Source organism: Xanthobacter pseudotagetidis, assembly GCF_043194795.2.
GTDB classification, from domain to species: Bacteria; Pseudomonadota; Alphaproteobacteria; order Rhizobiales; family Xanthobacteraceae; genus Xanthobacter; species Xanthobacter tagetidis_A.
Genome location: NZ_CM195534.1, coordinates 2,713,848 through 2,735,194, shown reverse-complemented (window position 1 = coordinate 2,735,194; position 21,347 = coordinate 2,713,848). Strand labels below are relative to the sequence as shown.

At 70.3% G+C, this 21,347-nt stretch carries 20 protein-coding genes; 4 read left to right on the top strand and 16 right to left on the bottom strand.

Features of this window, described 5'->3' with window-relative positions:
- Positions 1 to 91: 91 nt before the first annotated feature.
- The 3 genes from V5F67_RS12475 to dnaE form a co-directional block, all read right to left on the bottom strand.
- Positions 92 to 1,096: a 30S ribosomal protein S2 gene (locus tag V5F67_RS12475; protein WP_394017545.1), complete on the bottom strand. Its 1,005-nt coding sequence runs from the start codon at positions 1,094 to 1,096 to the stop codon at positions 92 to 94.
- A 325-nt stretch (positions 1,097 to 1,421) separates the two neighbouring features.
- Complete coding sequence (locus V5F67_RS12470) at positions 1,422 to 2,246, bottom strand: sulfotransferase family protein (RefSeq protein WP_394017546.1); 825 nt, start codon at positions 2,244 to 2,246, stop codon at positions 1,422 to 1,424.
- 167 nt (positions 2,247 to 2,413) lie between these two features.
- Positions 2,414 to 5,878 carry a DNA polymerase III subunit alpha gene (dnaE, locus tag V5F67_RS12465; protein ID WP_394017547.1) on the bottom strand — a complete coding sequence of 1,155 codons (3,465 nt, stop codon included), beginning with the start codon at positions 5,876 to 5,878 and terminating at the stop codon, positions 2,414 to 2,416.
- A gap of 197 nt (positions 5,879 to 6,075) precedes the next feature.
- Between dnaE and V5F67_RS12460 the strand changes: the two genes are divergently transcribed.
- Both V5F67_RS12460 and V5F67_RS12455 read left to right on the top strand, forming a co-directional pair.
- Positions 6,076 to 6,855, top strand: a complete 780-nt coding sequence (locus tag V5F67_RS12460) for a hypothetical protein (RefSeq protein ID WP_394017548.1) — start codon at positions 6,076 to 6,078, stop codon at positions 6,853 to 6,855.
- Positions 6,856 to 6,947: 92 nt separating this feature from the next.
- A complete protein-coding gene (locus V5F67_RS12455) occupies positions 6,948 to 7,382 on the top strand; it encodes an EamA family transporter (RefSeq protein ID WP_394017816.1) in 435 nt (144 codons plus the stop codon).
- Positions 7,383 to 7,389: 7 nt separating this feature from the next.
- On the opposite strand, the gene thiL is transcribed toward V5F67_RS12455, so the two are convergent.
- From thiL to V5F67_RS12400, 11 genes are all read right to left on the bottom strand, one after another.
- Entirely contained in the window at positions 7,390 to 8,394 is a 1,005-nt protein-coding gene (gene thiL, locus V5F67_RS12450) for a thiamine-phosphate kinase (RefSeq protein ID WP_394017549.1), read from the bottom strand.
- 1 nt (position 8,395) lies between these two features.
- Positions 8,396 to 8,878, bottom strand: a complete 483-nt coding sequence (gene nusB / locus V5F67_RS12445) for a transcription antitermination factor NusB (protein WP_394017550.1) — start codon at positions 8,876 to 8,878, stop codon at positions 8,396 to 8,398.
- Positions 8,875 to 9,366, bottom strand: a complete 492-nt coding sequence (ribH, locus tag V5F67_RS12440) for a 6,7-dimethyl-8-ribityllumazine synthase (protein ID WP_394017551.1) — start codon at positions 9,364 to 9,366, stop codon at positions 8,875 to 8,877. Before ribH ends, nusB begins: the two co-directional genes overlap by 4 nt.
- Positions 9,360 to 10,007, bottom strand: a complete 648-nt coding sequence (locus V5F67_RS12435) for a riboflavin synthase (RefSeq protein ID WP_394017552.1) — start codon at positions 10,005 to 10,007, stop codon at positions 9,360 to 9,362. The genes ribH and V5F67_RS12435 overlap by 7 nt, the downstream gene beginning before the upstream one ends.
- Position 10,008: 1 nt before the next feature.
- Positions 10,009 to 11,163: a bifunctional diaminohydroxyphosphoribosylaminopyrimidine deaminase/5-amino-6-(5-phosphoribosylamino)uracil reductase RibD gene (gene ribD, locus V5F67_RS12430; protein WP_394017553.1), complete on the bottom strand. Its 1,155-nt coding sequence runs from the start codon at positions 11,161 to 11,163 to the stop codon at positions 10,009 to 10,011.
- Positions 11,160 to 11,675, bottom strand: coding sequence for a transcriptional regulator NrdR (gene nrdR, locus V5F67_RS12425; RefSeq protein WP_394017554.1), 516 nt, complete (start codon positions 11,673 to 11,675; stop codon positions 11,160 to 11,162). The genes ribD and nrdR overlap by 4 nt, the downstream gene beginning before the upstream one ends.
- A gap of 27 nt (positions 11,676 to 11,702) precedes the next feature.
- Positions 11,703 to 13,016: a serine hydroxymethyltransferase gene (gene glyA, locus V5F67_RS12420; protein WP_394017555.1), complete on the bottom strand. Its 1,314-nt coding sequence runs from the start codon at positions 13,014 to 13,016 to the stop codon at positions 11,703 to 11,705.
- 219 nt (positions 13,017 to 13,235) lie between these two features.
- Positions 13,236 to 14,087 carry an energy transducer TonB family protein gene (locus V5F67_RS12415; protein WP_394017556.1) on the bottom strand — a complete coding sequence of 284 codons (852 nt, stop codon included), beginning with the start codon at positions 14,085 to 14,087 and terminating at the stop codon, positions 13,236 to 13,238.
- A complete protein-coding gene (exbD, locus tag V5F67_RS12410; RefSeq protein ID WP_394017557.1) occupies positions 14,084 to 14,635 on the bottom strand; it encodes a TonB system transport protein ExbD in 552 nt (183 codons plus the stop codon). Before exbD ends, V5F67_RS12415 begins: the two co-directional genes overlap by 4 nt.
- A gap of 15 nt (positions 14,636 to 14,650) precedes the next feature.
- Positions 14,651 to 15,421 carry a tonB-system energizer ExbB gene (gene exbB, locus V5F67_RS12405; protein ID WP_394017558.1) on the bottom strand — a complete coding sequence of 257 codons (771 nt, stop codon included), beginning with the start codon at positions 15,419 to 15,421 and terminating at the stop codon, positions 14,651 to 14,653.
- A 490-nt stretch (positions 15,422 to 15,911) separates the two neighbouring features.
- Entirely contained in the window at positions 15,912 to 17,072 is a 1,161-nt protein-coding gene (locus V5F67_RS12400) for an MFS transporter (protein ID WP_394017559.1), read from the bottom strand.
- A gap of 304 nt (positions 17,073 to 17,376) precedes the next feature.
- Between V5F67_RS12400 and V5F67_RS12395 the strand changes: the two genes are divergently transcribed.
- Together V5F67_RS12395 and V5F67_RS12390 are read left to right on the top strand one after the other, a co-directional pair.
- Positions 17,377 to 18,939: a DEAD/DEAH box helicase gene (locus tag V5F67_RS12395; RefSeq protein WP_394017560.1), complete on the top strand. Its 1,563-nt coding sequence runs from the start codon at positions 17,377 to 17,379 to the stop codon at positions 18,937 to 18,939.
- Positions 18,940 to 19,378: 439 nt separating this feature from the next.
- Positions 19,379 to 20,203: a class I SAM-dependent methyltransferase gene (locus V5F67_RS12390; protein WP_394017561.1), complete on the top strand. Its 825-nt coding sequence runs from the start codon at positions 19,379 to 19,381 to the stop codon at positions 20,201 to 20,203.
- Here V5F67_RS12390 and V5F67_RS12385 read toward each other — a convergent pair.
- Positions 20,181 to 20,555 (bottom strand): TfoX/Sxy family protein, encoded by a 375-nt coding sequence (locus V5F67_RS12385; RefSeq protein WP_394017562.1) that lies wholly within the window; start codon positions 20,553 to 20,555, stop codon positions 20,181 to 20,183. The two genes, V5F67_RS12390 and V5F67_RS12385, sit on opposite strands and share 23 nt — an antisense overlap.
- Before the next feature lie 9 nt (positions 20,556 to 20,564).
- Entirely contained in the window at positions 20,565 to 21,341 is a 777-nt protein-coding gene (locus V5F67_RS12380; protein WP_394017563.1) for an ATP12 family chaperone protein, read from the bottom strand.
- Positions 21,342 to 21,347 lie beyond the last annotated feature (6 nt).

Sequence of the window (21,347 nt, the reverse complement as noted above, 5' to 3'; positions counted from 1 at the left end):
TCCCGAGCCGGCCGCGTGGGCGCCGGGCGCCCTTAAGTCACACTATTCTGTCAGCTCTGCGACGGGGCGAGCGCCCCGCCGGCCGGCGAGGTCACTCCACCTCGGCGGACATCTCCTTGGCCTGGGCGACCCAACCGTCCACGCGGCCTGGCAGCCCCACCTCCTCGCCGATGCGGTGGGCATCGGCGGCGTCGAGGGCGGCGACCTGCCAGAAATGGAAGACGCCGAGGTCGTTGAGCTTCTGCTCGATCTCCGGGCTGACGCCGGTGAGCTTCTTGAGGTCGTCGGCGACGCCGCGCGGGCCGGACAGCGGCTCGAAGGTGGACCAGATGCTGGTCTCGGCCGGCAGGTCCTCCACCAGCGGGGCCTCCTCGGCGCCGACGTCGATGCCGAGATCGGAGTGGCCGCGGCCGATGCCGTCGATGGCGGCGCGCGCCACGAGCTCGCAATAGAGCTGGATCGCGCGGCCGGCGTCGTCATTGCCCGGGACCGGATAGGCGATGCCGTCCGGATCGCAGTTGGTGTCGAGGATGGCCGCCACCGGGATGCCGAGGCGCTGGGCCTCCTTCACTGCGATGTCCTCCTTGTTCGTGTCGATCACGAACAGCAGGTCCGGCAGGCCGCCCATGTCGCGGATGCCGCCGAGGGCCTTGTCGAGCTTCTCCTTCTCGCGCGAGAGCGTCAGGCGCTCCTTCTTGGTGTAGCCGGAGGACGCCTCGGGAGCCGCCAGGGTCTCCTCCAGCTTCTTCAGCCGCGCGATGGAGTTGGAAATGGTCTTCCAGTTGGTGAGCATGCCGCCGAGCCAGCGGTGGTTCACGTAATACTGGGCGGAGCGGCGGGCGGCGTCCGCCACCTGCTCCTGGGCCTGGCGCTTGGTGCCGACGAACAGCACGCGGCCGCCCTGGGCCACCGTGTCGGACACGGCCTGGAGCGCGCGATGGAGCGCCGGCACGGTCTGCGACAGGTCGATGATGTGGATGTTGTTGCGGACGCCGAAGATGTACTGCGACATCTTGGGGTTCCAGCGATGGGCCTGATGGCCGAAGTGCACGCCAGCTTCAAGCAGCTGGCGCATGGAATAATCGGGAAGCGCCACTTTGGTATTCTCCGGTTGAGCCTCCGCGGACGTACCCTCGACCCGTCGGGGACGAAGGCACCGGATGGCCGATAGGGCCGAATGTCCGCGTGCGGAATGGGCGGGCTTATAGGCGAGGCCGCCCCAAGAGGCAAGATGCCGGTTCCGCAACACCGCCGGCGCAGCGCGGGCGCCTGGATCGCGGCGCCCGTGCCGAGCGCCGCGCCACGGCCTGGAGCACGGCCGATCAGCCTGCGAGGCAGGCTGATCGGCCGACGCGTTCTCTTCTTGAGCTGAAAGCGCGATTCACCGAGCGAATTGATCAATTTGCTCGGTGAATCGCGCTTTAGAAGACCTCGAACGCCACCGCGATGCGGTCGAGCCTGCGCGTGGCTGCGACGTCGTTCGGCTCCCGTAGGAGATTCTGCGTCGTCATGTAGGCCTGCCGCGACAGGAAGCGGAACCAGGACGTGGGCGCGGGCGGGGGCAGCTCATGGTGTCGGAGATCGGAGCGCGCAGCCTCCTCAGCGCGGCACTCCGCCTGCGCCATCAGCGGATCGGCGGCCTCCCCCATGGCATCGGCCACCTTGCGGACCACCTCGCGCCAGTCCTCCAGGGTATTCTCGTAGGAAATGATCGCCCGCGCCCGCCCCCGTGTCGCCCGTTCCGCATCCAGCGTGTAGCGCAGCCAGAGCCGCACGGCGCGCTCGACCGTGAACTGGTCACGCTTGGCGAGCGAGGCTGCCACCTCCATGGGATTGCGCACCACCAGCACCGGCGTTGCGCGATAGCCCGCGTCTGCAAGCACCGCCTCGTAGAGCGGCACCAGGCGGGAAATGCGCGGATCCTTGAGCACGATCCGGTCCGCATCCCCGAATTCGCTGGCCAGCAGTTGCTTCAGTTCCTCATAGAGCCCGGTCCGCCGCGTGACGGCGAGAGGATCCACGCTCATGCAGTTGCGCTTGTGCCATTGAGTTCCACAAGCTTCGAGAATCCGATCGTTCAGCTTGTAGATCAACTCGGATTCCCAATACCCCTCCGGATTGGCCTCGGTCGGAGCCATCAGGGTGCGCGGCGCCTGGAAACCCATGAGATGGACGATCTTGGAGCAAAGTGAGGTGCCGCTCCGATGCATGCCGAGAATGAGGATGGCACGCTTTGCAGACGCCATGAGCACTCCTCGTCGGGTCGCAACCTACCCCAAAAGGAGATATTGCCGACCAATACGACTTTAAGTTTGCCCTGAACGCCCTGATTGTTAGGAAGTTTAAAGCCGATATGCCTCACAGGCAAATCGAACTGCGTGTGGAATTGTAGTTTTGAGTAACTCAATATTGCTCAAGCAGCTGTCTCAACGGCAACCACGCCGGGTATAGCCTTGATGGCGCCCGCGATCTGCGGCGAGATGGGATAGCGGCCAGGAAGACTAACCTCGACCTCTGCTTTGGCGTCGTCCACCATCAGCACCAGGCTCACCACGCCCGAACCGGCCTCCGCGCCGCCTTTGCCGCCATCGGCGAGCCGGCGCGCGATGCCCTCGATCGGCTCGGGCGACCGCAGGAACACCCGCAAGCCCTTGTGGCTGCGCGCCGTCAGCGCGTCGAGCCGCTCGCAGTTCTGGATCCGCACGCGCACGTCCTCGCCCTGGAGCTCGGCCGCGACCGTGAGCAGCAGCGCCGTGCCCGGCTCCAGCAGGTCGCGCAACTGGGCGAGGCCCTCGGAGAAGATCACCGCCTCGTAATGGCCCGACGGGTCCGACAGGCCGACGATGCCCATGCGGGTGCCGGACTTGGTGCGCCGCTCCTGGCGCGACACCACCGTCGCCGCGAGCCGCCCGAACGTGTCGCCGGCGCGCACCCCGCGGGCGAAGTCCTGGTAGGGCCGCACGCGCAGCTTCTTCAGCGCCTCGGCGTAGTCGTCGAGCGGATGGCCGGTGAGGAAGAACCCGATGGTATCATATTCCTTCTGCAGACGCTCGGCCGGCATCCAGGGCGCGGCGTCTGGCAGCGGCAGCTCGGCGGCGACCGGGCCGGAGCCGAACATGTCGTCCTGCCCCATGGCCCGCCCCTGCTCCTCGCGGGCGGCGTGGGCGGCGATGGCGTCGATGGCGGCAAAGGCCTTGGCGCGGTTCTTCTCCAGCCGGTCGAAGCAGCCGGCGGCGGCAAGGCTCTCCAATGTGCGCTTGTTCACCAGCTTGACCGGCAGGCGGGAAGCGAAGTCGGACAGATTGCGGAACGGGCGATCCCCGCGCGCGGCGACGAGGGCCTCCACCGCCGCCTCGCCGACGCCCTTGATGGCGGCCATGGCATAGATGATCTTGCCGTCCCTCACGCCGAACTCGCGCGCCGAGAGGTTGATGTCGGGCGGCACCACCTCGATGCCGAGGCGCTGCGCCTCCTGGCGGAATTCCGCGAGCTTGTCGGTGTTGCCCTTGTCGAGCGTCATGGAGGCGGCGAGGAACTCGGTGGCGTGGTTCGCCTTCAGCCAGGCGGTCTGGTAGGCGACCAGCGCGTAGGCGGCGGCGTGGGACTTGTTGAAGCCGTAGTCCGCGAACTTGGCCAGCAGGTCGAAGATGGTGTCGGCCTGCGCCTTCTCGATGCCCCGCTCGACCGCGCCGGAGACGAAGCGCGAGCGCTGCTTGTCCATCTCGGCGCGGATCTTCTTGCCCATGGCGCGGCGCAGGAGATCCGCCTCGCCCAGCGAGTAGCCGGAGAGCGCCTGCGCGATCTGCATCACCTGCTCCTGGTAGATGATGACGCCGTAGGTCTCTTTCAGATAGGGCTCGAGCTTGGAGTGGATGTAGTCCGGCTTGGCCTTGCCGTTCTTGCAGTCGCAATAGACCGGGATATTGGCCATGGGGCCGGGCCGGTAGAGGGCGACGAGGGCGACGATGTCCTCGATGCGGTCGGCCTTCATGTCCACCAGCGCCCGGCGCATGCCCGCGCTTTCCACCTGGAACACGCCCACCGTCTCGCCCTTGGCCAGCATGGCGTAGGTCTTGGGATCGTCGAGCGGGATCTTCGAGATGTCGAGGTCGATCCCGCGGGCGCGGATCAGCTGCACCGCCTTCTCGATCACGGTCAGCGTCTTCAGGCCGAGGAAGTCGAACTTCACCAGGCCCGCCTGCTCCACCCACTTCATGTTGTACTGGGTGACCGGCATGTCGGACTTGGGATCGCGATAGAGCGGCACCAGCTCATGCAGCTGACGGTCGCCGATGACGATGCCCGCCGCGTGGGTGGAGGCGTGGCGGTTGAGCCCCTCCAGGCGCACCGCGATGTCGAACGCGCGCTTGACCACCTCCTCCTGGTCCTTCGCCGCCTGGAGGCGGGGCTCGTCGGCGATGGCCTGCTTGAGGGTGACCGGGTTGGCCGGGTTCTGCGGCACCAGCTTGCAGAGCTTGTCCACCTGCCCGTAGGGCATTTCCAGCACCCGGCCCACGTCACGCAGCACGCCGCGCGCCTGGAGCGTGCCGAAGGTGATGATCTGCGCCACCTGGGAGCGGCCGTAGCGCTGCTGGACGTAGTGGATCACCTCGTCGCGGCGCTCCTGGCAGAAGTCCACGTCGAAGTCGGGCATGGAGACGCGGTCGGGGTTCAGGAAGCGCTCGAACAGCAGCCCGAACCGGAGCGGGTCGAGATCGGTGATCTGGAGCGAATAGGCCACCAGCGAGCCGGCGCCCGAGCCACGGCCCGGCCCCACCGGAATGTCGTGCGCCTTCGCCCACTTGATGAAGTCCGACACGATCAGGAAGTAGCCCGGGAACTTCATCTTGGTGATGACGGAAATCTCGTAGGCGAGCCGCTCCTCGTAGGCGGCCACCTCCAGCTCCGGCGCGGGGCCGTGCTTGGCGAGGCGCTGGGCGAGGCCTTCCTTGGCCTGGCGCTCCAGCTCCGCCGCCTCCTCGGCGAGCGGGTCGCCCTCCCCCGCCCCGGAGGTGAAGCGCGGCAGGATCGGCTTCGCGGTCTTCACCCGGAAGGCGCAGCGCCGGGCGATCTCCACGCTGTTGGCGGTCGCCTCCGGCAGATCCGCGAACAGCTCCAGCATCTCCTTGCGGGTCTTGAAGCGGTGCTCCGCAGTCAGGCGGCGCCGGTCGCCCTCGGAAACGAGGCGGCCTTCCGCGATGCACACCAGCGCATCGTGCGCCTCGTAGTCCGCCTGCGAGCCGAAGAACGGCTCGTTGGCAGCCACCAGCGGCAGGCCCTTGGCATAGGCAAGATCGAGCAGCTGTGGCTCGGCGAGGCGCTCGGCATCGGTGCCGTGGCGCTGCAGCTCCACATAGAGCCGGTCGCCGAAGATGTCGGCGAGCGCGCCGAGGCGCTGGTCGGCGAGGTCCCCATGGCCTCCGGCCAGAGCGAGGTCGACCGGCCCCGAGGGACCGCCGGTGAGCGCGATCAGGCCCTGGTGCGCCTCGGCCAGCCAGTCGAGAAGGATGCGCGGCTCGTCCTCGCTCGCCGTCTCCAGGTACGCGCGCGAGACGAGGCGCATCAGGTTGCGCCAGCCGGTCTCGTCCTTGGAGAGCAGGACGATGCGGGGCTTCCTTGCCTTCAGCACCACCCCGCGCGGTCCGGCCGGCTCTGGCAGGTCGAGCGCGAGCGAGACGCCGGCGATGGGCTGGATGCCCGAGCCCGCCATCTTCTCCGAGAATTCCAGCGCGCCGAAGAGATTGCCGGTGTCCGTGAGCGCCATGGCCGGCTGCGCGTCCGCCTTGGCGAGGTCCGCCAGCTTGCCGATGGAGATCGCCCCCTCCAGCAGCGAGTAGGAGGAATGGACATGCAGATGGATGAAGCCGGGATCGGGCATGGGTCTCTTGGCGCGTCGAGTCGTGATGCGGACAGTGTAGCCCCGATCGCCCGGCAGGGCAGCGCCGGCGCGACGCCGGTCCCGCTATCCAAAGGCCCGACCGCCGGCCCGCCCCCGTCCGGGAGGATGTCGCCTTGCGCCACCGGCACGGTTCGGGGGAAAGTCGCCCGTCCTCACCGCCCGCAAGACGATATCCGATGCGCACCCTCTTCATCCATGCCGGAACCCATAAGACCGGCACCACCTCGGTCCAGTGGTACCTCAACCGGCATGGGCGCAAGTTGAGCACGTATGGCACCTATGTGCCGAGGGCCGGCTGCCCCTCCGCGCGCTCCTCGGGCCACCACAACATCCCCTGGCTGCTGATGGGCGACCCGCGGGCGAAGATCGAGCATGGCGGCATCGATGCGCTCTTGGCGGAGCTCGCCGAGGCCGACAGCCCGCAGGCGGTGGTCTCCTCCGAGGAATTCCAGTTCCTCGCCGACCGGCCGGAGGCGCTGTCCGAGCTGGACCGCCGCGTGCACGAGGCCGGCTGGGCGCCGGTCTACCTCATGTATCTGCGCGCGCCCGGCGCCTACGCCAACTCGCTCTACCGCGAGTTCCCGCTGCAGAACATCCACGTGCCGTTCGCGGACTTCCTCGCCGGCGTGCTGGCGCAGGGCGCCTACCAGCCGCCCGGCGAGGTGATCCTGCGGCTCGACTATGACGTTCTGGCGCAGAAATGGCGCGCCGCCGCCAGGGGCGAGCTGCGCCTGCTGTCCTATGACGAAGCCGCCGCATCGGGCGGCATCATCCCGTCCTTCATGCGCGCCCTCGGCCTGCCGGCGCGCGCCGCGCAGTTCCGGCAGCGGCGCATCAACATCTCCAGCGGGGAGACCACTGACGAGATGCGCGCGGGGGCGAAGCTGGTGGATGCGAAGTTCCGGCCCGCCTTCGAGCGCCTGGTGGCCCCGCCCGGCGCCCGGGACGCCGCCTGAAGCCGCTTGACCGGTGGCGGCGGAGGCAGGATGGCGGGGCAGTGCCGATGGCGCCCGGCAGCGGACGGCGCCGGGACGGAGGGACCTCGATGATGTCGCAGCTTTCCGCTTCCTGGCTCCTGTGGGCGCTGCTCTCGGCCGCTTTCGCGGCACTCACGGCGATCTTCGCCAAGCTCGGCGTCGCCGACATCCCCTCCGATCTCGCCACCCTCATCCGCACCGGCGTGATCCTGATGCTGGTGGCGGCCATCGCCTTCGCCACCGGCCAGTGGCGCAGCCCGTCGACGATACCCGGCCGCGCCTGGCTGTTCCTGGTGCTGTCGGGACTCGCCACCGGAGCGTCGTGGCTGTGCTACTTCCGCGCGCTCAAGCTCGGGGACGCGGCGCGGGTGGCGCCGGTGGACAAGTTCTCGGTGGTGCTGGTGGCGATCTTCGGCGTGCTGCTGCTGGGCGAGCGGCTCTCGGCCGCGGCGACGCTGGGCGTCGTGCTCATCGCCGCCGGCGCGGCGCTGGTGGCCCTGGGCTGACGCCGGCTCAGAAGTGGCTGAAGCTGCCGGCGCCGAGGTCGAGCGGCGTCCCGTCCGGGCCGATCACGTCGAGCCCCTCCCCGCTCCGTATCTCCCCGATCAGCGCCACCGGAACGCCGGCGCGCGCGGCCTCCGCCGTGAAGGCCGCAACCGCGGCATGGGGCACGCAGGCGAGAATTTCATAGTCGTCGCCGCCGGTGAGCGCGGCGCGCAGCAGGTCCGGCCGGCCGGCCGTCGCTCTAGCAGCCGCCGCCGAGAGCGGCACGCGCCGCGCCTCGATCACCCCGCCGCAGCCGGAGGCGGCGAGCATCTTCGCCGCGTCGCCGGCGAGGCCGTCCGAGACGTCCATGGCCGCGGCCGCATAAGCGCGCAGCACCGGCGCCAGCGCGAGGCGCGGCTGGGGATGCAGGTAGCGGTCGAGCAGGTGGCCGCGCTGCTCGGCGCCGAGATCGCCGAACGGCACGTCGTTCGGCCCCTGGCGCAGCTTGAGGCCGAGCGCCGCGTCGCCGATGGTGCCCGACACCAGGATCGCCTGCCCCGGCCGCGCGCCGGTGCGCGGCACGAAGCCGCCCTTCGGCACCGACCCGAGGGCGGTGATGGTGATGGTGACCGGCCCCGGCGTGGAGACCGTGTCGCCGCCGAGGATCGGGCATCCGAACTGGGTCGCATCCGCCCCAAGGGCGGACGCGAAGGCTTCGATCCAGGCTTCGCCCGTCCCCTTCGGCAAGGCGAGCGCGAGCAGCGCGCCGAGCGGGGCGGCGCCTTTCGCGGCAAGGTCTGAGAGATTTACCCGCAGCGCCTTGCGCGCCACCGAAGCCGGCGGATCGTCGGCGAAGAAATGCACGCCTGCCACCACCGCGTCCTTGGTGAGGACGAGGTCGCAGCCCTCGGGCGGCGACAGCAAGGCCGCATCGTCGAGAAGTCCGAGCCCCCCGGCGCCGGCGATCGGGCGGAAGAAGCGGGCGATGAGGCGATCCTCGCCCGAGCCGCCGCCCTCCATCGCCCCGCCCATGTCAGGCGCCCGGCGGCCGGTCGAACTCGCCGGGCCGCAGCTCGCGGGCGAGCGAATCCAGCACCGCGTTGACCATTCCGGTCTCGTCGCGCTCAAGGAAGGCGCCGGCGACGTTCACATATTCGGCGATCACCACCCGCGCCGGCACCTCGGGGCGAGACAGGAGCTCGGCGACGCCGGCGCGCAGCACGGCGCGCAGCACCGCCTCGACCCGCTTCAGCGGCCAGCCCTGCGTCAGCGCGTTGTCCAGCAGCGGATCGATGCGGCGCTGGTTGCTCAGCGCGCCCTCCACCACGGCGCGGAACAGCTTCACGTCGGCGTCGGGCAGCTGGGTGCCTTCCACCTCCTGGCCGAGCCAATGGCTCTCGAACTCGGCGAACACGTCGTTCACCGGCGTCTGGGCGAGGTCCATCTGGTAGAGCGCCTGCACCGCGCCGAGGCGCGCCGCGCTCTTCTTCATGGGCTTGGTGGGGGCCTCGCTCATGCTTCGAGCCGCCGCCGCAGGCGCAGCAGGGACAGCGCCGCCCGCGCCGCGCCGCCGCCCTTGTCGCCCTCGCTCACGCGCGCCCGCTCCCAGGCCTGCGCCTCGGTGTCGACGGTGAGGATGCCGTTGCCGACGGGAATCGCGTGGGTGACGCCGAGGTCCATGAGGCCGCGCGCGCTCTCGCCCGCCACGATCTCGAAATGATAGGTCTCGCCCCGGATCACCACGCCGAGCGCGACGACGGCGTCCACCGGCGCGCCCGTGATCTCGGCCGCGTCGAGCGCGATCTCGGCGGCGATGGGGATCTCCAGCGCGCCGGGCACGGTGATGACCTCCACCTCGACCCCGGCCGCCTCCAGCACCGCCTTGGCGCCCTTCAGCAGCTCGTCGGCGAGCGCCTCGTAATAGCGGCCCTCGATGATGAGGACGCGCGCGTCGCTGATGGGCTCTTCGCCCGGGAGCGCGCTCTCGCGCTGTGTCGTCACCATGATCCGCTCTCCTCAGGGCGGGAGGCGTACTCGGCGGCGGGGAACTGCGCAAGCCGCGCCGCATAGCGCGCCATCAGGTCGACCTCGAAATTGACCTCGTCGCCGGCCCGCCGCGCGCCCCAGGTGGTCACCTCCAGCGTGTGCGGAATGAGCAGGCAGGAGAAGGTGTTGCCCTCGACCTCGTTGACCGTGAGCGAGGTGCCGTCGAGCGCCACCGAGCCCTTGGGCGCGACGAAACGCGCAAGCCGCTCCGGCACCTCGAAGCGGAAGCGCGTCGAAGAGCCCAGGTCCTCCCGCGAGAGGATGCGGGCCTTGGCGTCCACGTGCCCGCTCACCATGTGGCCGCCCAGCTCGTCGCCGATCCTCAAGGAGCGCTCCAGGTTGATGCGCGCGCCCGGCGCCCATTCGGCCACGGTGGTGATGGCAAGCGTCTCCGGCGCCGCGTCCACCGTGAACACGGTGCCGCTCGGGCCGCCGGCGCGCACCGATGTCACGGTCAGGCACACGCCCGCATGGGCGATGGAGGCGCCGAGGTCGATGCCCTCGCCGTGATATCCGCACGCGATGGAGAGGGTCCTCACCTCGCCCTTGTCCTCGACGGCGATCACCTCGCCCACGTCGGTGACGATGCCGGTGAACATGTCAGCGTCTCCACAAGCGCACGAGGCGGTCGGCGCCGAGCTCGGCGCGCTCCACCTCGGCGAAGCCCACGGGGGAAAGAAGCCGGCCGAGCGGGCGGCCGGCGAGGGCATCGACGGCATCGGGTCCGAGCAGGACCGGGCCGGAGAACGCCGCCACCTCGTCCACGAGGCCGGCCTCCAGGAATGCCGCCGCCACCTGCGGCCCGCCCTCCACCATCAGCCGCGTGATGCCGAGCAGGCCCAGCAGCTTGAGCACGGCGGGAAGATGCAGCCGGCCCCCCGCCCCGCGCGGCGCCCGCAGCACCTCGATGCCACGCGCGTTCAGCTCCGCCTGGCGGTCGGCCGGTGCGTCCTCGGCCGCGATCACCCACACCGGCACGTCGCACGCGGTCTGCGCCAATGCCGAGCCGTGCGGCAGGTCCAGCCCCGAATCGAGCACCAGGCGCACCGGCGAGCGGTCCTGAAGGCCCGGCAGGCGGCAGGTGAGCATGGGGTCGTCCGCCTTCACCGTGCCGATGCCGACCAGGATCGCATCCGCATGGGCGCGCATGAGATGGGCGCGCTCGCGGGCCTCGGGGCCGGTGATGACCGCCGGCGCAGGACCGGGCAGGCCCGCCTTGCCGTCCGCCGACACCGCCATCTTGAGCAGCACGTGCGGCCGGCCCTCGGTGACGCGGCGGATGTGGCCCGCATGGTCGAACAGCGCCTGCTCGGCGCCGACGCCGACGCTGACCCAGATGCCGGCGGCGCGCAGCCGGGCGACGCCGCGGCCCCGCACCCGGTGGTCCGGATCCTCGATGGCGGCCACCACCCGGCGCACGCCGGCGGCGATCACCGCATCGGCGCAGGGCGGCGTGCGGCCGTGGTGCGAGCACGGCTCCAGGGTGACGTAGAGGGTCGCGCCGCGCGCCGCCTCGCCGGCCTCCGCGAGCGCCAGCGGCTCGGCATGGGGGCGGCCGGTGGGCGCCGTCGCCGCGCGGCCGACCACCTTAGGTCCGCTCGGGCCGTGCTGGATCACCACCGCGCCCACGGAAGGATTCGGCCAGGTGCGTCCGAGCCCGGCGGCGCCTGCCTCCAAGGCGAGCGCCATGAAGCGTTCGTCCTCCTGGGGCGAGGTGACGGGCCAGCTCGCCGGCGCGCCGACCGCGGCGCTCATTCCGCCCCCCGCGCGGGAGGACGCCCCTTCGGCTCGGGCTTGGCCGCGGCCTTGCCGTCGCCGTCGTGGGACAGCTCGGCGAGCGCGTTCTCGAAATCCTTGGCCTCGCGGAAGTCGCGGTAGACCGAGGCGAAGCGCACATAGGCCACGTCGTCGATCTGCTTGAGCCCCTCCATCACCATCTCGCCGATGGTCTCGGAGGTGATGTCGGTGTCACCCATGCTCTCCAGCTGGCGCACCACTCCGGAGATCATGCGCTCCACCCGCTCCTCGTCCACCGGACGCTTGCGCAGCGCGACCTTCACGGAGCGCTCCAGCTTCTCGCGCTCGAACGGCACGCGCTTGCCGGAGCGCTTCACGACCGTCAGCTCGCGCAGCTGCACGCGCTCGAAGGTGGTGAAGCGGCCGCCGCAGTCGGGGCAGACGCGGCGGCGGCGGATGGAGGTGTTGTCCTCGGTCGGCCGCGAGTCCTTCACCTGCGTGTCGAGGCTGCCGCAATAAGGGCACCGCATGGCTTCAGGCTCCCGGCCGGCCCCGGCTCACGGATAGATGGGGAAGCGCTTCAACAGCGCGGACACCTTGCCCCGCACCGCCTCCTCCACCAGCGAATCCTCCTCCACGCCCTTCTGGGACAGGACACCGAGAACCTCGGCGATCAGGTCGCCCACCTGCTGGAACTCGGCGACGCCGAAGCCGCGCGTGGTGCAGGCCGGGGTGCCGAGGCGGATGCCGGAGGTCACGAACGGCTTCTCGGGATCGAACGGGATGCCGTTCTTGTTGGTGGTGATGTGGGCGCGGCCGAGCGCGATCTCAGACGTCTTGCCGGTGAGGCGCTTGGGGCGCAGGTCCACCAGCATCAGGTGGGTGTCGGTGCCGCCGGAGACGATGGCGAAGCCGTGGCCCTTCAGGTTCTCGGCCAGCGCCTTGGCGTTCTCCACCACGTTCTTCGCATAGAGCTTGAACTCGGGGCGCAGCGCCTCGCCGAACGCCACCGCCTTGCCCGCGATCACGTGCATCAGCGGGCCGCCCTGGATGCCGGGGAAGATGGCCGAGTTGATCTTCTTGGCCAGATCCTCGTCGTTGGTGAGGATCATCCCGCCGCGCGGGCCGCGCAGGGTCTTGTGGGTGGTGGTGGTGGCCACATGCGCATGCGGGAACGGGCTCGGATGCGCGCCGCCCGCCACCAGGCCGGCGAAATGGGCCATGTCCACCATCAGATAGGCGCCGACGCTGTCGGCGATCGCCCGCATCTTCGCGAAGTCGATGACGCGCGGATAGGCGGAGCCGCCGGCGACGATCAGCTTTGGCTTGTGCTGGTCGGCGAGCTTGGCCACCTCTTCATAATCGATGCGCTGGTCGTCCTGGCGCACGGTGTAGGGCACCGGCTTGAACCACTTGCCCGACATGTTCACCGGCGAGCCGTGGGTCAGGTGCCCGCCCGCCGCGAGGTTGAGGCCGAGGAAGGTGTCGCCCGGCTGCAGCAGCGAGAAGAACACCGCCTGGTTGGCCTGGCTGCCGGAGTTCGGCTGCACGTTGGCGAAGCCGCAGGCGAACAGCTTCTTGGCCCGCTCGATGGCGAGATTCTCGGCCACGTCGACGAACTGGCAGCCGCCGTAATAGCGCTTGCCCGGATAGCCCTCGGCATACTTGTTGGTGAGCACCGAGCCCTGGGCCTCGAGCACCGCGCGCGAGACGATGTTCTCGGAGGCGATGAGCTCGATCTCGTCGCGCTGGCGACCCAGTTCCGCTTCCACGGCGCCGGCGATCTCGGGATCGGTCTCGGCGAGCGGGGCGGTGAAGAAGCGGTTCATTTCCTCCGTGACGGAGGTTTGGTTCGCATCCTGCGAGGCCATGGACGGGCTCCGGAAATGTCGGGGCACCCCGGCCGGGCGCAACTGCGCCTCAGCCAAAGCGGACTGAGCGCTTATCACACGGGATCGGCGAAGTCCAAATGCCGGCCGCAGGGGTCAGGCATGCAGGCAGGCCGGGCGAGCGGATCGGCGGCGCGGAGCGCCAAGGGGGGCCGAGGCAGGGGAGCCGAGGGGCGGGAAAGCCCCTCGGCCTCTCCGCCCTCACCGGCTGGTGAAGTTCACCGGCACCGAGAAGCTCGCGCCGTTGCCGTCCGGCGGTCGCGGGAACGGCGAGGCGCGGCGCACGGTCGCGACCGCTTCCGCGTCCAGGACCGAGGAGCCGGAAGACCGGGTCAGACTCACCCCCGTCACCCGGCCGGACGAATCCAGCGTGAACCGAACCGACGGCCGCCCGGTGATGCCCTGCGCCCCCGGCGGATAGCGCTTGAAGCGGTTGAGGTGCGCCGAGACCATGGCCGCCCAGGTGGCCCGCGACATGGAGTTGGAGCTGCTGGCGCCCTGCGATGGCGCGGCGGTGCGCTGCGCGGGCGCCGTCTCCGTGCGCGGCGCCGCCGACGTGACCGGCGCCTGCTTGCGCTTGGTGGGCTTGGCCTTCGGCTTCGGCTTCTCCTTTTCCGGCGGCTTCGGCTTCTCCAGCGGCAGCGGCACGGGCTCCGGCTCGGGCTTCTGCAGCACCACCTCGGACTGCTGGGGCGACGGCTCGATCTTGGGCAGATCCTCCTCGACCACCTTGCGCTCCACCGGCTCGGGCGGCGGGGTCTCGGTCTCGGGCTCGTCGGTGGCGTCCGGCGTCGTCTCCGGGGCCTGGACCATCTGCGGGCCGGGCGCGAGGTCCTCGACCTCGCTCGGCGCGCTCACCGGCAGCGCCGCGAGCTCGATCATGACCGCCGCCGGCGGCATCTCCGCCGGCGGCTCCAGGCCGCGCAGGTACAGCGCGCCGTAGACCGCGGCCGCATGGGCGGCGAGGATGATGGCCGCTCCGGCGATCCAGCGCAGGACGGTATCGCGGAAATGGTTGCGGTCGAAATCGTGCCAGTGGTGGATCGCGCTCACTGAGGCGCCTCCCCGGCTGCGCCCCCTCCCCCGCCAGCGGGCGCGGCCGGGGCGGCGGGCGCGCCCGTCGCCGGGCCGGCCGGAGCGGTCGCCCCGGTCCCGGCCGCCGCCGGAGCCGCCGGAAGCTGGGCCTCGCTGCCTTCCAGGCCCACCAGGGCCACCTTGAGATAGCCGGCCGCGCGCAGGAGGTTCATCACCTCCATGACGTCGCCATAGGGCACCGCCTTGTCGGCGCGCACGAACACGCGCTGCTCGCGGTCGGTGCCGGTGCGCCCGTCGAGCGCACGGCCGAGGTCGGTCCGCATCACCGCGTCGTCGCCGAGCGACAGGGTCAGGTCCTTCTTCACCGAGAGGAACAGCGGCTTCTCCGGACGCGGCTGCGGCTGGGCGTTGGACGTGGGCAGGTCAACCTTCACGTCGACGGTGGCGAGCGGCGCCGCCACCATGAAGATGATCAGCAGCACCAGCATCACGTCGATGAACGGCGTGACGTTGATCTCGTGGGTCTCGACGAGGTCGTCCCCGCCGTGGTCGAGCTTGGCGGCCATGGTCGCGCCTCCCGCTCACTCGGCGGCGGCGCGCAGCGACACCACCTCGGTGACCAGATCGTCGTCGCCGGCGGCGGCCCGGTCGAGGTCGCGCGACAGATGGCGCATCACCTCGGCCGATGTGTCGGCGAGCGAGGCCTTGTAGCCGGCGATGGCGCGGGCGAACACGTTGTAGATCACCACCGCCGGGATCGCGGCGACGAGGCCGATGGCGGTGGCGAGCAGCGCCTCGGCGATGCCGGGCGCCACCACCGCGAGGTTCGTGGTCTGGGCCTTCGAGATGCCGATGAAGGAGTTCATGATGCCCCAGACGGTGCCGAACAGGCCCACGAAGGGGGCGGTGGCGCCGATGGTGGCGAGGATGCCGGTGCCGACCGACATGCGCCGGCCCGCCGCGGCCTCGATGCGGTTCAGCGCCACGGCGACGCGCTCCTTGATGCCGTCCGCGGGCAGGCCCTCGGAATGGCGCCACTCGCCAAGCGCCGCGCGCACGGTGGTCGGCGCGGCGCCCTTGCCGGCGGGAATGTCGCGGGCAGCCTCAACGAGTGTCGGCGCCGAGCGCAGGGCATCAAGCGTGCGCGCGACCGAGCGGCGGGCGAACGCGATCTCCAGCGACTTGGCCAGCCAGACGGTCCAGGTGAGCAGCGAGGCGAAGGCGAGGCCGATCATCACCGCCTTCACCACCAGGTCCGCCGCCATGAACATGCCCCAGGGGGACAGATCGTGCGGCAGCAGCGCATTGGGCGCCGCCGGGACGGCCGTCGGCAGGGACTCGACCGGCGTCACGTCATGGCCGGCATGGTCCGCGGGAGCCGCAGGCGCTGCGACGGAGGCCGCCGCCCCCTCTGCCGCGGCTGCGGCCGGCACCCCCGGATTCGCAGGCGGACTGACGGCGGGCGGGACGACCGCGGATGGCGCGACGGCAGGCGCAGCGGCGGCGGGCCCGGCGGGCGGGGCGGCACTCTGCTGGGCAGGGGCCGGCGCGGTCGCACCGGCCATCAGCAGGACGGCAAGGACAAACGCGCCGCCGAAACGGCGGACCGGTGCAAGAAAGGACGGGATCGAAAGAATGCAATGAACCATCGCGCGTCACCAGCAGCTTGAAACATCAATTGGGAGCTGGCGATCCCGCACAGTGGGAATGGCTTGCAGACGCCCTTCATACGCCAAGCGAGCGCATTCGTTAAGCCTCGCGTCCCGACCGGCAATGCGCCGGCATGCCGCACGAGGCTCTTCCCTCCGCCCGATCCGGCATCTTTGGGGCTCTTGCTTGGGTTCAGGCCGGCGGCGGCGTGTGGGGGCGCGGCGCGAGGCGCGATGCCGGCCAAGCCAGCAGCAGCATCGCGCCGCCGGCGATCAGGAACACCGCCTCGGCGCTGACCCGCTCCGCCACGCCCGCCATCGCCACCGCGCCAACCGCCTGGCCGATGAAGAACGAGCTGGCGAACAGGGCGACGCCCGAACCCCGCGCCTCGGGCGCGAGCTCGGTGGCGAGGATCTGCAATACGTTATGGACCATGTAGAAGCCGAAGCCGGCGAAGGCGAACGCCGCCGCGGCCATGCCGAGGCTGGGCACCAGGGCTGCGCCGATGAAGAAGACGCCCACCGCCGCCGCTCCCGTTCCGATCATGCCTTTGAGCCCGAGGAAGCGCACCAGCAGGCCGACGGCGAGCGCATAGCAGGCGCCGCCGATCGCGAAAGCCCCGATCACGAGCCCTGCCTCGATCGCGTCGCCCAGCCGATGGGCGACCATCAGCGCCGCCACCAGCGGAAATATGCCGAAGGTGAAGGCCCCCTCCACCGCGGCCACGGTGAACAGCTTCGCCGACAGGGGATTCCTCAGCACGAGGCGGTAGCGTGACAACGCGGAGGTGAAAGAGAGCGGCTCGCGCCCGTTCTGCTCCGATATGAAGACGACGCAGCCCACGCAGCCGAGGGCTGCCACCGCGCACGCGGTCCAGAACACCTGCCGCCAGCCCAGCCACTCGGCGATGAAGCCGGAGGCCGTGGAGCCCATGAGCTGACCGAGGATGAGCGCGAACAGGACGCGGCTCAGCGCGACCGGGCGCTCGGCGAAGCTCGCCCGGTCTCCCACCGTGGCGAGCACCACCGGGATGATCCCGCCCGCGAACGCACCGGAGAGGATGCGGGCGAAGAAGAGCACTTCGTGGCTCGGCGCCATCGCCGAGACCGCGAGGCCCAGCGCCAGGATGGCGAGGTTGATGCGTACCAGGCGCACCTTGCCCACCGCGTCGCCGATGGGGCCGAACACAAGCTGCATGGACGCGTAGGCCAGCGTGAACACCGAGGCCAGCGTCGCCACTTGCGGCAAGCTGATATTCAGGTCCGCCGCCACCTGATTGACCATCGGATCGATGGCACGCATGGAAAAAGCGCTCGCGAAGGTGGCGAGACCGAGGACATAGAGATAATTCATGCCGGCCGTGGAATGATCGCGTTCGCAAACGCGCGCGGAGGGATGGCCGGCTGACCACGCGGCCAGCGACTAGGGGTGGGGTCCGCTGGCCCCGAGGTCAAGCGGAAGGCTGCATGGCTCTTTCCGCAGGCTTGGCGAAAACGCATGGCTGCATCTAACCATTGACACGGCGCACAATATTTCTATGTTGCTATGCGTCGTCCGAGATATGTCGAATCCAAGCGCGCCGTCCGACGACCACTCGTCTGAGCCCGTACGGCACGGGACGTTCGATCGCGGCGCGCTGCCGCATCCAAAAGATGCAATGTCATTTTCCGAACTCGGCCTGAGCGAGAAGGTTCTCGCGGCCGTCGCAGATACCGGCTACACGCAGCCGACCCCCATCCAGGCACAGGCCATTCCCCACGTTCTTGCGCGCCGCGATGTTCTCGGCCTCGCGCAGACCGGCACGGGCAAGACCGCCGCCTTCACCCTGCCTATGCTCACTCTCCTGGAGCACGGCCGGGCGCGCGCGCGCATGCCGCGCACGCTGATCCTCGAACCCACCCGCGAGCTTGCCGCCCAGGTGGAGGAGAACTTCGTCCGCTACGGCAAGAACCACAAGGTGAACGTCGCCCTGCTGATCGGCGGCGTGTCGTTCGGCGACCAGGACTCCAAGCTGCTGCGCGGCGTCGACGTCCTGATCGCCACGCCGGGCCGGCTGCTCGACCATGTGGAGCGCGGCCGGCTGCTGCTGTCCGGCATCGAGATCCTCGTCATCGACGAGGCCGACCGCATGCTGGACATGGGCTTCATCCCGGACATCGAGCGCATCTGCAAGCTCGTGCCCTTCACCCGGCAGACGCTGTTCTTCTCGGCCACCATGCCGCCGGAGATCCAGCGCCTGGTCTCGCAGTTCCTCTCGAACCCGGTCCGGGTCGAGGTGTCGAAGCCCGCCTCCACCGCCACGACGGTGACCCAGCTGCTTGTCGCCTCCCCGAGCGAGGACTTCGAGAAGCGGGACGTCCTGCGCGAGCTGATCCGCAACTGCGAGGGGCTGCAGAACGGCATCATCTTCTGCAACCGCAAGCGCGACGTGGCGGTGCTGCACCGCTCGCTGCAGAAGCACGGCTTCAATGCCGTGGCGCTGCACGGCGACATGGACCAGCACGCCCGCATCAAGGCGCTGGACCAGTTCCGCACCGGCGAGGCCAACCTGCTGGTGGCGTCCGATGTCGCCGCCCGCGGCCTCGACATTCCGGCCGTGAGCCACGTCTTCAACTATGACGTCCCGCACCATGCGGAGGACTATGTCCACCGCATCGGCCGCACCGGCCGCGCCGGGCGCTCGGGCACCGCCTACACCATCGTCACCCATGCGGATTCGAAGTCGCTGTCGGCGATCGAGAAGCTGATCGGCAACGCCATCCCCTGGAACGGCGAGCCGCTGGGCGAGGCGCCGCCGCGCGAGCGTCGCGAGCGCCGGGACGGAGGCCGCGAGGAGGGCCGCCTGCGCGGCAAGCGCCGCATGGAGAAGGACGGCCGTGCCGACCGCGCGCCGCGGGGCGAGCATTCCGAACGGTCGGATCGGCCCGAGCGCACCGGCGGTGCCGAGCACCCGGAACATGCCGAGCGCGCCCCGCGCCGGGAACGGACAGAGCGCCCCGCCCGCGCGGAGCGGGCCGAGCGTGCTGAACGGACTGAGCGTCCTGAACGGACTGAGCGTCCTGAACGGGCCGAGCGGATGGAGCGCCCCGAGCGCAACCGCGGCCCCCGCGACGGTGCCGAGCGGGCACCGCGGCGCGAGCGAGCGCCGGCCAGCGAACCGGCCGACATGTCGCACCTGCCCGCCTTCCTGCTGCGCCCGGTGCGTGTGAAGGCGGGCTGACGCCCGCCTCTCCCCTGACACGCTCCCCTGCCGAGCGGCGGTCCGCCGCCCCTGATCGCGCCCGGCCTCCGCCGGGCGTTTCGATTCGCCGGACAGCCCTCGAAGCACGATGCAAGCTGACCGATACACCCGGCCCCGGGAAAGGCGCGCGCCCGCCTCGGTGAAGACGAGACTTTCGCGGCTCAACTGGCCATCCGCGCCACGTGGCAGGCGCTCGGGAAGCGGCCAGATCGGTACCCGGACGCTCGGCCCACGCCCACCCTGCCGGCGCCCGGCGTGCAGTCGATCGCCACGAAAAAACGTCGGAAATCGTGCTTCCGGTAGGCATTCATTGACGCAGCGCGTGTTTCTTCTTCGGTAGGCGCACTATAAGGAGGCGTGCAGCCGGCGCTTTGCCGGGCGGCGCGGCCGAGACCAGACCAGATCCCGAGAGGCACAGATGTCTGTCCAGAATCAGCGGCTCGTCGAATATTGCCGCTCGGGCCGCAAGAAGGTGAATGGCTGGTTCGCCCGAAACGATGCCGAGCTGTTCCTGCGCATCCTCGATCTCCAGCAGGAGCTGGGCGTCTCAGGCTCGGCGGTGGAGATCGGCGTCCATCACGGCAAGTCGTTCGTGCCCCTGTGCCTCGCCCTCAAGGCGAGCGAGAAGGCACTGTGCATCGACATCTTCGACGACCAGTCGCTGAACGTGGACAATTCCGGCCAGGGCAACCGCGCGGTGTTCGAGGCCAATCTCGGCAAGTTCGGCATCGATCCGTCGAAGGTGATCATCCGCAAGGCGTCCTCGCTGGACGTGAAGCCGCAGGAGATCGCCGACGCGGTGGGCCCGGTGCGCTTCTTCAGCGTCGACGGCGGCCACTGGCACGACATCGTCATCAACGACCTCGACCTCGCGGCGGCGACGCTCGCCGAGGGCGGCGTGATCGCGCTCGACGACTTCCTGAAGCAGGGGTGGCCGGACGTGTCCTACGGCTTCTTCGACTGGCACCGGGAGAAGGGACAGGACTTCGCCCCCATCGCCATGGGCACCTCCAAGCTCTATCTCGCCCACAAGTCGTCGGCGCAGAAGTATCTCGACGGCCTGATGGCGAGCCCGGAGATCCGCTCGCGCATCTACAAGGTCTACGACTTCATGGGCGTGAAGGTGCCGGTGCTGATCGAGCCCTATCCGGCGTTCGTGATCGCCGCCAAGAACAAGCTCGCCGAGAGCAATGGCGAGCTGCTCGACAAGCTGCTGGCGCTCAAGCGCCGCTACATGTCCTGAAGCCCTCCCGCGTCGTCTTCGCGCGCCGGGGCTTTGCCGGCGCGCGGCGGGCGATCTCCAGCGCGCGGCGCGACAAGGCGGCGAGATCCTCGGGATCGTCCATGGCCGCCTCCGGCACACGCCAATAGCTCATCACCGTGCGCCGGCCGTTGCTGGCCACGTAGCTGAACGGCTCGGAGCCCCGCGCCTCCAGCTCGCGGCCGAAGTGCGCGTCGGCCTTCAGATAGAGCGCGCCTCCGGCCTCCAGCGCGAACATCGCCCCGTCGCGGTAGATGCCGTGGCCGCCGAACATGCGCCGCACGCCGACCGTGCCGAAGGCGGAGAACAGGTCGGCGAGATATTCGCGATCCAAGGCCGCGCCTCAGGACCGCAGCAGCGCCAAAAGCCGCGCCGCCGCATCCATCTCGATCCGGCGGGCGGCGCGGCGGGCGGCGGCGACCTCGTCCTCCCCCCACTGCTCGCGATTGAAGTCCTCGTCCACATGGGCCGCGTCCCAGGCCGCCGGCGCATCCAGCGCGCCTTCCGCTACCGCGAGCGCGAGCAGCGCCGAGCCCATGAGCGTGGTCATGGAATGGACGGCCGACAGCGCCAGCGCCTCGCGGGGAACCCGCTCCCCGACCCGCGCCAGCGCCTCCTCCGGCTGGGCCACGTGGCGGATGCCCTGCGACAGGAAGAAGCGCGCGCCGTGCTGCTCGCGCATCCAGTCCAGGACCCCGTCCCACTGGCGCCCCTGGCGCTCCACGAGGGTCTGCGGCCCCTCGGCGCGGTAGAAGAGCAGGTCGGTGCCGGCATAGCGCACCACCTCGTCGCGGACCGCCGCGATCTCCGGCGCCACCCGGTCGATGGCGACGTTGACGAGGCGCGTCAGCGGCATCGAGAACGGATCGATCTCCGCGCCCTGCGCCGCCCATTCCGCCGCCATGGCCTCGGCGAGCGCGCGCGTCGGCACCGCCAGGAGCGCGCGGGCGGGCGTGCGCACCGGGCGGCCGTCCAGGAGGATGGTGAAGCCGCCCTCCCCCTCCCCCACGCTCACATCCTTGTAGAAGCGCTTGGGCAGCGTGGTCTTCTGCGCGGCGCGGGCGCGGGCGACCGGGTCCGTGCCCTCGCCCGCCTCAAGGTCGGCCATGATGTCGCGCATGGTTCC